This window comes from Clostridium sp. LIBA-8841, assembly GCF_034439435.1.
Lineage (GTDB): Bacteria > Bacillota > Clostridia > Clostridiales > Clostridiaceae > Sarcina.
In genome coordinates, this window is sequence record NZ_JAPCKJ010000004.1 from 321,927 (window position 1) to 336,651 (window position 14,725).

Sequence of the window (14,725 nt, forward strand, 5' to 3'; positions counted from 1 at the left end):
GAATCCTCTCCCTATTTTTTTCTTAATACTTTACCTGCTTTTACCTTTTTATACTCTCCATTGTCTATTACAACCTGACCATTTATAATTACATAATTTATTCCTTCTGGGAATTTTATTGGATCCTCAAAAGTTCCAATATCCTTAACTTCTTCTTTATTAAATAAAACTATATCAGCAAAGTATCCTTCTTTAAGAAATCCTCTATCTTTTATACTGAATGCATTAGCTGCTTTGCTTGTCATTTTCATAACTCCCTCTTCAAGAGTTAACACGCCAAGTTCTCTTACAAATCTTCCAAGTATTCTTGGGAATGATCCATAAGCTCTAGGATGAGGTCTTCCAGCTAATAACCCATCAGTACATACATTTTGTTCAGCAAGTTTCATGAACTTGATTATATGCTCTTCCATGCCATAATAATCAACCATACCTACAGCATTTTCTTCTTCAAGTAAAAGATCAAAAGTTGCATTATAAGGATCTTTTCCTCTGAGTACTCCAAGTTCTACTAAGTTCTTTCCTATTGCATCTTCATTCTTTTTATTTCTAACTGAAGTTACATATATAGCATCAAGGCCAGCAAAATCAACAAAGTTATCCCAACCTTCTATACCATGCTCCATATCATAAATCATTTTTTCTCTCATCTCTTGTGAAGCAAGTCTTTCCATAAGCTTATCTGTTCCACCATCATGAGCCCATGGAGGTAATATAACTCCTAGCATTGTACTACCTGCTGCATATGGATATTGATCAAAAGTAACTCTTATTCCTTTTTTCTTAGCTTCATTGAATAATTCAATTACTTCATCAATGTATTTCCAGTTTTTCTTACCACATACTTTAAAATGTGAGAAGTGAACTCTTACCCCTGACTTTTCTCCAATCTCAATTATCTCTTTCATTGAATTTATAATAGTATCAGCCTCACTTCTTTGATGTACTACAAATACTCCATCAAATTCTGCAACGACTTTACACATCTCTATAAGCTCTTCAGTATGAGAATAAGCACAAGGCATATATATAAGACCTGTTGACAAGCCATATGCTCCAGCTTCCATTTCTCTCCTTGTTATTTCACACATTTTTCTTATATCATCCTTGGTTGCAGGCACATTTCCAAGCCCAACTACTTCCATTCTTACATTTCCATGTGGTACTAGATATGCTTCATTTAATCCTACTCCATTAATTTCCATCATTTTTAAGTAATTATCAGTTATTTCATATTCCCAATCAATTTCATCTGATTCACCATCTAAACCAGCTATATTCTTTCTCCAAGGAGAAATATATTCTTTTGGTAATGGTGCCATTGATATTCCATCTTGACCCAATACTTCGGTTGTAATCCCTTGTTTAATTTTTATTTCATTAAATGGATTTTCTAATATCTTAAGATCACTGTGTGAGTGAGTATCAATAAATCCTGGGGCTATAACTAAGCCCCTAGCATCTATTGTTCTATCTACATTATTTTCACAAAGTCCATGTCCTATTTTTTCAATTCTCTCATCACAGATTAAGATATCTCCGATATATCCTTTATTGCCACTTCCATCAGCTATAAAGCCATCTTTTATTAATATCTTCATCCTTAAAACCACCTTTTATTTGTTATAAACAGATTCTAATATTCCATAATATCCTTCAGCTCCAATGAATAATTGATCTAATTCTATATATTCATCAATTGTATGAGCTAAATTTTCTTTTGATGGTCCAAACCCAATTGTTCTTATTCCAGCTTCTCCAGCATAGTGTGAACCATTTGTACAGAATGAATATTGAGTTATTTCTGGATTTATACCTGCACGTTTTAATCCATTATAAGCAGCTTGTACAAACTCATCATCTTCGCTATATAACCAAGCTGGGAAGAATCTTTCACCTTCTATTACTTCTCCTGTATAGCAAGTTTCTCTACCTATTGCATATGAGACTTTAGCATTTAATTCCTTATCTTCTTTCATAAGATCATCTATAATCTTTTGGATTGGAGCTAAAACTTCTTCTTTAGTCTCTCCAACTAAAAGTCTTCTATCAAATGTAGCCTTACAGTAATCTGGAACTACAGATGCTCCTGGATATGGTGATGATTTAATATCAGTTAATACAAGAATTCCTTTTCCAAGTACATCGTGTACAGGAGTTTCTATTTCTTGAATTCTTTCAATTATTTTTGACATTTTATATACTGCATTTATCCCTTTTTCAGGGTTAGCTGAATGAGCTGGCTTTCCGAAAGTTTCAATAACTATTTCAGCTCTTCCTCTTTGTCCGATTTTTAAGTTTAATTCTGAAGACTCACCAATAACTACATAGTCTGGTTTAACAGCTTCACTTATTTTTCTAGCTGATACTCCTTCGAATATTTCTTCATGTACTACACCAGCCACAAAAATATCACCAGCAAAATCCTTTTTAAAATCCTCTGCAAAGTAAGCTGCAGCTGCTATCATAGCTGATGTTTGGCCTTTCATATCTGAAGCCCCTCTTCCATAGATTTTTCCATCAACTATTTCTCCACCGAATGGTGCATAGGTCCATTTTGAATCATCTGGTACTGGAACTGTATCAATGTGCCCATCAAAAAGTATTGTTTTTCCTGGTTTATTACCTTTTATATGTCCAATTACATTTCCATAACTATCTACAAAACATTCATCATATCCTAATTCTTTAAAGCCTTTTTTTATAGCTTCGACTACCTTACCTTCTTCTCCTGAAACTGATTGATTTCTTATTAACTCTTGGCATAACTTAGTTAGGGTTTCTTTTCTTTGATTAGTAAGCATTTCTATCTTCCTCCAATAAATTATTTAATCTATTAACATTCACTGTTCCAAACAATTTCTCTATATTTTTCTGGATCTGTATCTCCTTCAGTACTGAATAAAAGTACTCTTGAATTTTCATTTAATTCTAAAGCTTCTTTTAAGTCCTTATAATCTTCATTTGTCATGATTTCATATAAAAGGCCTGTTGTAACTGCACCTGATTCTCCTGATGTTACTTTTTCATCTCCTTTTAATGGGTTTCCAAGTATTCTCATACCTTTAGCTGATACCCAATCTGGACATGATACGAAAGCTGTTGAATGATTTTTTAGAACTTCCCATCCAATAGTGTTTGGTTCGCCACAAGCAAGTCCTGCCATTATTGTTTGCATATCTCCTCCAACAAATCTTGCTTCTCCATCATCTGCTATTGCTGATTTATAGAAACAATCTGCTAAGTTTGATTCAACAATAACTGTCTTTGGACACTCTTCTCCAAATTCTGATGCAAAGAATCCTTGAACAGCTCCTGCAAGCGATCCAACACCAGCTTGTACAAATATATGTGTTGGCTTAATAACTTTAATAGCATTTAATTGGTCTAAAGCTTCTAATGCCATAGTTCCATATCCTTGCATTATCCATGCTGGAATCTTTTCATATCCTTCCCAAGCAGTATCTTGTACCATTAATCCATTATGATCATCTGCATATTTTGCAGCTAATCTAACCGCATCATCATAATTTAAATCAGTTATGCTAGCATCTGCTCCTTCTGCTTTTATATTATTTAATCTTTGAAGTGATGATCCCTTTGGCATATAAACAACTGATTTTTGTTTTAATTTATTAGCTGTCCATGCTACTCCTCTTCCATGGTTTCCATCTGTTGCTGTAACAAATGTAATGTCTCCAAGTTTTTCTCTAACCTCATCTGATGTCAATTTTTCATAAGGTAAATCCTTTATGTCTTCTCCTAATTTATCTGCTAAGTATCTTCCCATAGCAAATGATCCACCAAGAACTTTAAAAGCATTTAATCCAAATCTATAAGATTCATCTTTTAGATATATTCCTTTAAGACCTACTCTTTCAGCTAAATTATCTAATTCAACTAATGGTGTTTTATCATATTCTGAAAAACTTTCATGAAAGTTCTTTGCTTTTGATACTTCTTCTCTACTTAAAAATTCTATACAACCTTCTTTATCTGTTTTTGGTAATGTGTTTAATTTCCATAGTATTTTTTCCATACTAGTTCCTCCCCACGATCTTTTTTATTTCATACTATTATTCAAAGCAACATCCATGCCAAGTTTTTCTATATTTTATATAAATTTTATCCTTTAATTTTGTATTATTTTATTTTAAACGCCATTTTTTGTATATGTTTACAGATAGTTATATAGCTATCTTATTGCCTTTTATCAAAATGATAAAAGGATTATCATTTTGATAATCCTTTTAATTTACTATATCTTAGTTATTTTATTAACAAAATAAGCAAGAGAAATTATCATTTTGATAACTCTTCTTGCTTATCTTTATTATTGTTCTCCAATTTTTCTGTATAATGTAGCAATACCTATTCCTAATTTTTTTGCAGCTTTTTTCTTGCCTGCTGTATCTCTACCATATAAATCTAATGCCTTATTTATATATTCGCTTTCTATATCCTTAAGCTCTCTTATTTCTTCTGAATCCTCTGAAGCCATAACGTTAGAACTTACCTTCTTTTCATCTTCATACTCTAATACTGTTTGAGGAAGCATTTCTAATGTAACTATTCCATCTTCTCCACTTAGGTTTACCATGAACTCAACTACATTTTCTAACTCTCTAACATTTCCCTTCCATTGATAAGCTTTTAACTTTTCTATTACATCTTCATTTACTGTATGAACATATTTGTTAAATATCTTATTATATTTTTTTATAAGCTCATTCATAATAAGTTCAATATCGCCATCTCTTTTCCTAAGAGGAGGAACTTCTATTGGTATAACATTTAATCTATAATATAAATCCTCTCTAAATTTACCTTCTTCTACAAGCTTTCTTAAATCTTTATTAGTTGCTGCTACAACTCTTATATCAAGCTCTATCAATTGATTAGAACCTATCTTAACTATTGTTCTTTCTTGTAGAACTCTAAGTAGTTTTACTTGAAGGTATAGAGGCATGTCCCCAATTTCATCTAAAAATATAACTCCCTTATTTGCAAGTTCAAATTTACCTACACGTCCACTTGAACTAGCACCAGAAAAGGCACCTTTAACATAACCAAACAACTCACTTTCAAGTAAGCTCTCTGGTATAGCTCCACAGTTTATAGCTATAAAAGGTTTATTTTTTCTACTACCTTCTGCATGTATAGCTCTTGCTACTAGCTCCTTCCCTGTTCCACTTTCCCCTGTTATTAAAACAGTTGATTTTGAATAGGATATTCTTTTTATCTTACTTTTAAGCTGTTTCATAGCCGCAGATTCACCAACTATTTCATCACAGTTTATTTTATTATTTCCATGAGTTAAGTTTACAACTTCATCTTTTAAATGTTTAAGTTCATTAAACACAACTATTTTTTCACAGTTACTTTTGTTTATATAATTATATATTATTTTTCCAACAACCTTATAAGAAATCCCTTTTATATATAATTCAAATATATTTCCTCCTGGAAAGTAATCATCAGTCTCTTTGATTTGTATATATTCTCCTACTATTTCAGGCTTTAAGTTTAACATTCTAAGAGCCTTATTATTTATTATTTTAATATTATTCAAACTGTCTATTGTAATGATTCCATCATCTACAGAATTTATAATTTCTTTAAAGAAATCTAAATTATTTTTATTTGCTAATATTTCATTCTGCTCTATTAATTTTATAGCTATAAATTCAGCTATTTGTTCTAAGAAACTCATAATTGTATCAAGATTTAAAAGTAAATGCTTTTTTTGTTTTTCTGTTGAGCATACAAGACCAATTATTCCAAATATAGAATTTTCATATTTTATAGGGACACATATCTCCATATGCTCCTTACATTTCCCCTTATTCATACAATCTCTACAGAGAAAATTTTCTCCTGGATCCTCTATTATTTTTGATTCTCCTGTATATAAAGCCGCTTTATATACATAACCTGCAGATTCAATATTTTCTCCTACTCCATCTTTATATATTCCTGTACCTGCTATCCTTTGCATATTGTAATCAACAATTTCTACATCTAATTTCAATATATTTGATAATAAGTTTGCATATTTATTTACTACATCTGAGATATCTATCAAATTTATCTGCATCATTATGGTGATTCTCCTTTTTTATTGATTTTGTAATTTTTTCATCTTTACATCTTGTAAATGAGCCAATCTACCATTATTTTTTACTAATAATATTTCTGATAAAATACTAAATGCTATTTCTTCTGGAGTTCCATCTGATATATCAAGTCCAATTGGAGCATGCATACTTTCAATTAACTCTTCAGAAACTCCTTTTTCTGATACAGCTTGTTTTAATTCAATAATTTTTTTTGTACTTCCAACTACACCAATGTAATTGTAATTTTTATTTATTAACTCTTGAGCCCAATAAGTATCACTTTTATGTCCTCTAGTTACAATAACTATATAACTATTTTCAAAGTTTATATGATCTAATTCTTCTATGCTTTCAGCTATAACAAAGTCTTCTACATTTTTAAAAGCATCATATTCTTTAAACTCTTCTCTATCTTCAATTACAGTTCTTCTAAAATTCATATTATCAGTTAGTCTACATATACTCTGAGATATATGGCCTCCTCCAAAAATAATTAGGTTTGGTTTTGGTTCAAATACCTTTATGTATCCTTCTACAGCACCACCACATGCCATTTTAACCCCATTTTCATTTAAGTTATAAGCAAACTTTTCTCCTTGTCCATATTCTATACAATTAACTGCACTTTCTATAACCACACACTCTATTTTACCACCACCTATGGAACCAACAATATTGCCCTTCTCATCTACACTCATTAATGATCCATTTTTTCTTGGAGTAGATCCATTAGAAGATGTTAAAGTAACCAATGCCATCCTCTTTCCATTTGCTAATCCCTCAATAATACTCTTCAATACCTTTTCATCCATTATTTATTCCTCCATTGTCTTAACATCATTATACTTTCTAAAACTGAACCACCTATACATCTAGCTTTATCTGAAATTAACTCACAATTTTTCTTTTGATTAATTCTAGGATCTATATCTGCTATTTTAAGGCCTTCCTTTACATAAAATCCGTTTCTTATCATTCCTCTTATTACCCCAGTTAGTGATGCTTTAACAGCTTTATCTCCAACTATGCATATAGTTTCACCCGCTTCTACAATGCTTCCAATATCCTTTATTATTTCAATATTTCCTTCACAAGGTGAATAAACTACTCTCTCAATTCCAAAGCCTTCTATTATTCCTGGAACCCCAGTATTTTTAGCAGCTGGTCCATTAAAAATTAATCTTCCTAAGTTATGCCCCCTATTAGTTTCAACTACTATATCAACATCTTCACCAGCTACATAACCTGGTCCTAAGGCTACAGTTATATCAGCCATATCTCTATTAGTCCCAATGTTTTTCTTACAAAGAGTGGCATCAACAACAGCCATAGGTCTAATCTTTTCTATTATCTCGCCTGAAGTATCCTTTACAATACAAACCTTATTCTCATCTAATATATTAAATATTTCATTATATGAATCGGCTCTTTTAGCAACTACATCCTCAACTTTAAATTCCTTTTCATACATAGCCTCACTTAAACAAACCCTTCTTCTTATAGAAGTTGGTTTTTCTATTTCTAAGGCTATTACTTTAAATCCAGCTCTATATAATTTTTGAATTGCTCCAGTGGCAATGTCTCCAGCACCTCTTACAACTACTATTTCATTCATTATATTTTCTCCTCACATATTCCAATTCCTCTTTGGTGTCAATATCAAAGAATTCAATATCTGAATGAAAATTCACAAAAAATACTTTGTCCAAATTATTTTTTATAACAGGCCTTCCTCCAATGTCTCCTTTCAAAGACATTAATTCATCTTTAAAATCACTTGAAAAAATTGTAGGACTCTTGTTTTGACCATTAATTTTCGGAACAATTATACCGCCATTATCATTAAACGTTTGCACTAATTTTATTATAGTCTCTCTTTTTAATAATGGTTGATCTCCAGTAAAAAACATATATCCATTGCTTAAATCTGATGATTTTTCTAAGGAAATTTTTATACTTTCACTTTGTCCATAATTAGCTTTTTCATTATATATAGTAGATATTCCATACTTTTGGGCAATTTCCTTTACTTTAGGATCCCTATAAACTAAAATAACCTCATTAAATCCTATAGAGCTAACAGTTTCTATTACCCACTGAACTAAAGGTTTACCACAAAAATCTAATAAAAGCTTATTTTCCCCCATTCGTTTACCAATTCCAGAGGCTAAAATTATAGCTAATATTTTAGCTCACCTCCAACTAAAATTTATAATATTGATTCTTCTTCAAATCTCCACCAATAATTTTTAAGGAATTTTTATTTTTTCTACTTAATATTTCAAGCAATTTCCATACCAATTCTTTACTTTTTTCACCATCAATCCTATTTAAAAACAATATTTTTTCTCCTATAGCATCTTTAAATAATCCCTTTGGATTTGTTATTATCTCTGCTATTACATCTAATGTTATTTCATCTTCAATTTTAGTTTTAAATATATTATTGAAAATTTCTATTCGATGTATATTTTCTTCTGTAATTCTCTCTCCAACAATATGTAAAGGAATTATTCCTATGGTTTTTGTAGTTTCATTTAATATTACTGGTTCAGTCTCATTCCATCCCTTAAGAGATTTTCTTTTTGATCCATCACATTCAAGTAATACATAATCAAAGCTACTCATATATTTTTTTATTAAGTATATATCTCCTGAAATCTTATTCTGATTCACTTTTTCTTCTGCAATAAATGTTCTTCCTTTTTTTATATTTAGTTTATTACGTTCAGATGAACAGAAAAAATAATCAACTTGATTTTCTTCAGGACATAGCATCTTTGTTGTTGTAGATATTAAAACTTTTTCTTTTCTAAGCTCTTTAGCTAAGTTATATATAAAAGTAGTTTTTCCACCAGAACCAACAACAGATATAATATCTCCATTTTTTATATCAATTAAGTCACTCAAACAACTTTCCAAAACTATCTCCTCTTTCATAATATTTACAAATATACTCCTATTTTATAGGTTCAATAAATATTTTTCAATTATTTCAAATTATTAACATAATCAAACTTATAAATATAAAAATAAAGAACGTAATAAATACGCTCTCTATTTTTATATCCTAATCATTTAATTTTAAATTAAACATTCAATATTAAACTATTAAATTACATTATTTTTTAATTAACTTCGCAACATTCTCAGCAGTAGGCTGCTTCCAATCAATCTCGCTTAAGCTCGATTTTTTGGACATCCATTGCATGGAACGTGCTAATTACTTATCTTCGTCGCTATCTCTCTTTGATAAGTAAAGCTACGTTCTCAATATGAGCAGTGTTAGGGAACATATCAACTGGTTGAACTTCTAAAGTTTTATAGCCATTCTCTTCTAATATTGCTAAATCTCTTCCTAAGGTACTTGGGTCACAGCTTACATACACTATTTTCTTGGCATCTATATTTGTTATAGCATCTAGTAACTTTTTGTCGCAACCTTTTCTTGGTGGGTCTACTACTACCACATCAGCTTTTACTCCATTGTTTATTAAATCTGGTATTATCACTTCTGATTCACCAACAAAGAATTCTACGTTTTCTACTTTGTTTTCTTTTGCATTTATCCAAGCGTTATCTATAGCCTGTGGAATTATTTCTACTCCATAAACTTTCTTAGCTTTTTGTGATAAAAATAGTGTTATTGTTCCAGTTCCACAATATGCATCAAAAACTTCTTCAGTTCCTGTAAGATCTGCATACTCTAAAGCCTTACCATATAAAACCTCTGTTTGAGTAGGATTTACTTGGAAGAATGATAGTGGAGATATATTGAATCTAAAGTCTCCTATGTAATCTGCTATTGTATCTTCTCCCCATAAAGTTTTACTTTCTAAACCTAATATTACATTAGTTTTCTTTGAGTTTATATTTTGTATAACACTCTTTATTCCTGGGATATTCTTAACCATTAAATCTACGAACTCTTCTTTATGAGGAAGTTTTTCTCCATTTGTAACTAAGACAACCATAACTTCATTAGTTGTAAAACCTCTTCTTATCATTATGTGTCTTACTATTCCATTTTCATCATATTGTCCATCAACATTATATGGTCTTATGTTAAATTTTTCTATCCACTCTCTAGTAAGCTTAACAACCTTATCTCCTATTTCATCTTGAATTAAGCAAGATTCCATATCAATAATATCGTGACTTCTTGGAGCAAAGAATCCTATTTTAACTTCTCCGTTAATTAACCCTATTGGAAGCTGAACCTTATTTCTATATCTCCAAGGCTCTTCCATTCCTAAAGGATACTTAACTATACTAGGATCAAGTTTTCCTATCTTACTAACGCAATCCTTAACTCTATCCCACTTAAAATCTAATTGAGCCTTATATGAAGCATGTTGAAGCTTACAACCTCCACATCTTTTATAAATAGCACATGCTGGGTTCACTCTTTCCTCAGAAGCTTCTAACACCTCAATAAGTTTTCCGTAAGCGAAGTTTTTATTAACCTTAACTATCTTAACTCTAACCTTCTCATCCTTTAAAGCACCTTCGATGAAAATTGGGTATCTATTATCAATTTTAGCTATTCCTTCTCCTTCATAACCTTGAGAAATTATATCCAAAATATATTCTTTATTCTTTTCAACCATTCACTAAAACTCCCTTATGTATATTTAAATCATCTATATATCTATGATTCATTTTATCCGTATATATTTAAACCTTAATTTACTTCAAATCTAAGTTGATAACTAACTTTTAAAGTTTATCACATGCAATAACCTTTTACAACGTATGGCTAATATACTATACATATTCAAAACAAAACATTAACCTTATTAACTTTTATATAGAATTAAATCTTTAATTTAGCTTGTTATTTATTTTTCATATAGAATTGGAAGAATATCTTAATGAGTAATTAGTATTGTATTATTTTGGAATAAATGATAGCAATACTTTACGAAATTAAGTAATTCTGAAAAGCTATATGAAAAATAAATCTAAAGCTAAATTAAAAGATCTTCAACCTCTTCTCCAATTACTTTTATTCCTCTTTCTATATCTTCTTTTGAAAGTCTAGTAAATCCAAGTCTTAAGGTATCTCTTTTTTGTTTACTTTCTTCTCCAATAATTAAACCTTCTTTAGTATTAACTATGTTTTCTTCTTCTAAATAAACTTCATTATCTATATAAAACAAGTCTCCAGGCATAAAGAGAACTCCTCTACCATAACACCTTTTTAAAAGCTCTCTTGTATCTATTCCATTTATCTTTAGAAACATGTGAAGTCCACCTTCACCCCAAATTTCAGCACTTGGAATGTACTTTTCTATAACATTCTTAGTAAACTTATATTTTTTCTTATAAACTTTTCTAACCTTTTTAATATATTTTTCAAAAGCTCCGCTTATCATGAAATCATATAATATTCCTTGATCTAAAAATGAAGTATGAATGTTCCTGCACCTTTTTACACTCTCTAATATATCTATTATTCTTTTATCTCCATAAATCCATCCTATTCTTAAACCTGGAAATAGTATTTTTGAAAAGCTGCCTATATATATTACTCCATTGCTTTCTCTATCTAAAGAAGCTAAAGGAATTGTTGGGGAACTTTCATATAAAAGTTCTTCATTAAATCCATCCTCTATAATAGGAATCTCCACATTTTTAAGAATATTATAAACCTCTTCTCTCTTCTTTATAGAAGCAACAACCCCTGTTGGATTATGATATGAAGGAATTAGGTATGCAAATTTAATCTTTGAACCAAATTTTTTTATCTTTTCCTTAAGATCATTTATATCCATTCCATCCTTTGTCATTTTAACTCCCACAATATTTAGTTTATGAGTTTTCATTATTTTTAAAGCTGTATTATGAGTTGGATTTTCACAAAGTATATAATCACCTTCTTCAGTAAAAGCAGATAGTAACATATCTAATCCTTCTGTGAATCCATTAGTTATTATTATTTCCTTTTCCTCTGAATAAGCCCCCTTCTCCTTCATATAATCTTTTAAATAATCTATAAAAGGCTTATATCCAACAGCGTAACCATAGTTTACTATTTTATGTTTTTCTAAAGCTATCCTATTAGAAAAAGCTCTTTTAAGCTCTTCAATATTAAAAAGATCTCCTGGTGGAGCTATACTTTTAAAAGAAATCATTCCTTTTTCCCACCTATATTCGCTTTTTTGAATATCTAATTTTTCAGCTAAAACTCCATATTCATTAGTTTTTTTATTCCAATCAATACTCCATTTTTTTTCTTCTTTATTTTTAGAATTTGCCTCTTCCCACATAGGATTACCATTTTTAAAACCATTAGAAATTTTTCCTTTAACAAAGGTTCCTTTTCCCTTTATAGTCTCTACAAAACCTTCAATTTCAAGAATTTCATAGGCAGAAATCACTGTATTTCTTCCTATTGATAAAATACTACTAATCTCTCTTGATGATGGAAGCTTATTTCCTTCAATTAAAACCTCTCTATTTATAAGGTCTTTAATATAATCAGCTATTTGTATATACTTTTTCTCATTTTCACTAAATGTTAAATTTTTAAACATAAATTCCTCCAAGGGTTTCTATTCTAAATCTCTTTGCATTTATCCAAACCCATTGATTTCTATATCCTTAATTAAACTAAGTAAATTTTATCATATATTAATTAATAAAAAAAAGCATCTTAACTAAGTGCTTATATATTATAAAATTACCTTTAAAAATTCTTAATATCAATTATTAAACTCTAAATACTTATATCCCCTATTACAAACTTTAAATTCCAGTATAAATAAATTCCTTTATACACATTATATATATTGTTGGTACTTCCAACAAAAAGGTTTAAGAGAAGGAGGAGTTTGTTATGGATCATAATTCTAGTATAGGATGTACAGTTCATGAATGTAAGCATCATTGTCATGATGACAACTATTGCACTTTAGACAAAATCCAAGTTGTAAAAAATAGTACTGATGCTGCTTCTATTGAATGTACTGACTGCGGAAGCTTTGAAAAAAAATAATATTTTTTCATTCTAACACCACAAAAAGGAGACTAAAATTTAGTCTCCTTTTTTAATTACATAAGAGGTGCAAATACTCTAATAACTGCTCTTAAAATTCTAGTTGGCATCTTAACATTAGCACAATCTTCTAAAGTTATTCTTTGACACTTTTTCAATGTTTCTAAGAAATCTTCTTTTATTTGCCCTACTGATTTAGTTTTATATAGCCATACTCCACACTCAAAGTGAAGATATAAACTTCTATAATCCATGTTAATTGAACCTACTGTACCAACCTCATCATCAGATACAAAAGTTTTTGAGTGAATAAATCCTGGAGTATATTCATATACCTTAACACCAGCTTCTATAAGCTGAGGATAATATGCTCTTGTCACTATATGAGCATACCATTTATCTTCAATATGAGGAGTAACCACTCTAACATCTACTCCACTTTTAGCTGCAAGAGTAAGTGCTGTTACAAGCTCATTATCAACAATAAAATATGGAGTATTTATATAAACATAATTCCTAGCTTTATTTATAATATTTAAATAAACATTTTCTCCAACAATCTCATCATCTAATGGACTATCTCCATATGGCTGAACATATCCATCACTTTCAAATTCATCTTCATGATGAAAATATGGATAATACTTTTCATATGCTTCTTTTCCTTCACTATAAAAATTCCATGTTTGAAGGAACATAACCGTTAAATTCCAAACAGCATCCCCTTTTAGCATTATAGAAGCATCTTTCCAGTGTCCAAATCTAACAATTTCATTTATATATTCATCTGCTAGGTTTATTCCTCCAGTAAAACCTGTATGTCCATCTATAACTGTTATTTTTCTATGATCACGATTGTTCATTCTTAAAGATAAAAGTGGTACGAAAGGATTAAAAACCATACACTTTATTCCCTTAGCCTCTAAAACCTCATTATACTTATATGGAAGAGTACCTAAACATCCCATATCATCATAAACAAATCTAACTTCTACGCCTTCTTTAACCTTTTCTTCTAATATTTCAAGAATACTATCCCACATAACCCCTTCATGAACTATGAAATACTCCATAAATATATAGTGTTTAGCCTTCTTAAGTTCTTCCTTTAACTTTTCAAAGAATACCTCTCCTGGTGATAAATATTCTGTAATTGTGTTTTTATACACTGGGAATTGAGAATAATTAGCTATGTATCTAGACTGATTAGCTATACTTTTATCTAGACTTTCTAATTCCGCTATTATTTTTCCATCATTATATAATAAATGCTTGGTTTCATCATGAGAGGCTTGAATTTGCTTTCTAAACCTCTTACTTGTCTTATTCCCACCAAATATTAGGTAAAATAATCCCCCAAAAACAGGTACCAATAACACCGGTACAGCCCATGCCAGCTTATAAGATGGATTATCTTTTCTACTTACAATATAAATAAAAACTACCACACTAATAAAAATAAATAAAAAATATAAATAAATGAAATCTTCACTTACCTTCCATATAGCAGCTATTAATATAACTAACTGTATGAATATGAGAAATCCAACTATAAATGTTCTACTTAATAATTTTTTTAAAAACTTCTCCATTCTATCCTCCTTAA

Annotated in this window: 12 protein-coding genes; 1 reads left to right on the forward strand and 11 read right to left on the reverse strand. The window is 29.9% G+C overall.

The genetic code is table 11. The features are described 5' to 3' along the window. Positions 1–11 precede the first annotated feature (11 nt). The 10 genes from OIF33_RS12465 to OIF33_RS12510 form a co-directional block, all read right to left on the reverse strand. Complete coding sequence (locus OIF33_RS12465; RefSeq protein ID WP_322504587.1) at positions 12–1,601, reverse strand: D-aminoacylase; 1,590 nt, start codon at positions 1,599–1,601, stop codon at positions 12–14. A gap of 15 nt (positions 1,602–1,616) precedes the next feature. After that, the gene (locus OIF33_RS12470; RefSeq protein ID WP_322504588.1) at positions 1,617–2,804 is read right to left on the reverse strand and encodes a YgeY family selenium metabolism-linked hydrolase; all 1,188 of its coding nucleotides are present in this window, start codon (positions 2,802–2,804) and stop codon (positions 1,617–1,619) included. A 32-nt stretch (positions 2,805–2,836) separates the two neighbouring features. Continuing rightward, positions 2,837–4,039, reverse strand: a complete 1,203-nt coding sequence (dpaL, locus tag OIF33_RS12475; protein ID WP_322504589.1) for a diaminopropionate ammonia-lyase — start codon at positions 4,037–4,039, stop codon at positions 2,837–2,839. 294 nt (positions 4,040–4,333) lie between these two features. After that, entirely contained in the window at positions 4,334–6,100 is a 1,767-nt protein-coding gene (locus OIF33_RS12480) for a sigma 54-interacting transcriptional regulator (RefSeq protein WP_416173360.1), read from the reverse strand. 18 nt (positions 6,101–6,118) lie between these two features. Beyond that, on the reverse strand, positions 6,119–6,931 hold the full coding sequence (locus OIF33_RS12485; RefSeq protein WP_322504590.1) for an XdhC/CoxI family protein: 813 nt from the start codon (positions 6,929–6,931) through the stop codon (positions 6,119–6,121). Then, complete coding sequence (yqeB, locus tag OIF33_RS12490; protein WP_322504591.1) at positions 6,931–7,734, reverse strand: selenium-dependent molybdenum cofactor biosynthesis protein YqeB; 804 nt, start codon at positions 7,732–7,734, stop codon at positions 6,931–6,933. The genes OIF33_RS12485 and yqeB overlap by 1 nt, the downstream gene beginning before the upstream one ends. Continuing rightward, positions 7,727–8,305: a nucleotidyltransferase family protein gene (locus OIF33_RS12495; protein WP_322504702.1), complete on the reverse strand. Its 579-nt coding sequence runs from the start codon at positions 8,303–8,305 to the stop codon at positions 7,727–7,729. The genes yqeB and OIF33_RS12495 overlap by 8 nt, the downstream gene beginning before the upstream one ends. A 16-nt stretch (positions 8,306–8,321) precedes the next feature. Further along, on the reverse strand, positions 8,322–9,041 hold the full coding sequence (gene yqeC / locus OIF33_RS12500; protein WP_322504592.1) for a selenium cofactor biosynthesis protein YqeC: 720 nt from the start codon (positions 9,039–9,041) through the stop codon (positions 8,322–8,324). 317 nt (positions 9,042–9,358) lie between these two features. Next, positions 9,359–10,729, reverse strand: coding sequence for a 23S rRNA (uracil(1939)-C(5))-methyltransferase RlmD (rlmD, locus tag OIF33_RS12505; RefSeq protein ID WP_322504593.1), 1,371 nt, complete (start codon positions 10,727–10,729; stop codon positions 9,359–9,361). Positions 10,730–11,089: 360 nt separating this feature from the next. Next, a complete protein-coding gene (locus OIF33_RS12510; protein WP_322504594.1) occupies positions 11,090–12,658 on the reverse strand; it encodes a PLP-dependent aminotransferase family protein in 1,569 nt (522 codons plus the stop codon). Between the two features lie 302 nt (positions 12,659–12,960). Between OIF33_RS12510 and OIF33_RS12515 the strand changes: the two genes are divergently transcribed. Continuing rightward, positions 12,961–13,119: a DUF1540 domain-containing protein gene (locus OIF33_RS12515; RefSeq protein ID WP_322504595.1), complete on the forward strand. Its 159-nt coding sequence runs from the start codon at positions 12,961–12,963 to the stop codon at positions 13,117–13,119. Positions 13,120–13,175: 56 nt separating this feature from the next. Here OIF33_RS12515 and cls read toward each other — a convergent pair whose 3' ends face one another. Next, the gene (gene cls / locus OIF33_RS12520; protein ID WP_322504596.1) at positions 13,176–14,711 is read right to left on the reverse strand and encodes a cardiolipin synthase; all 1,536 of its coding nucleotides are present in this window, start codon (positions 14,709–14,711) and stop codon (positions 13,176–13,178) included. Between the last annotated feature and the right edge of the window lie 14 nt (positions 14,712–14,725).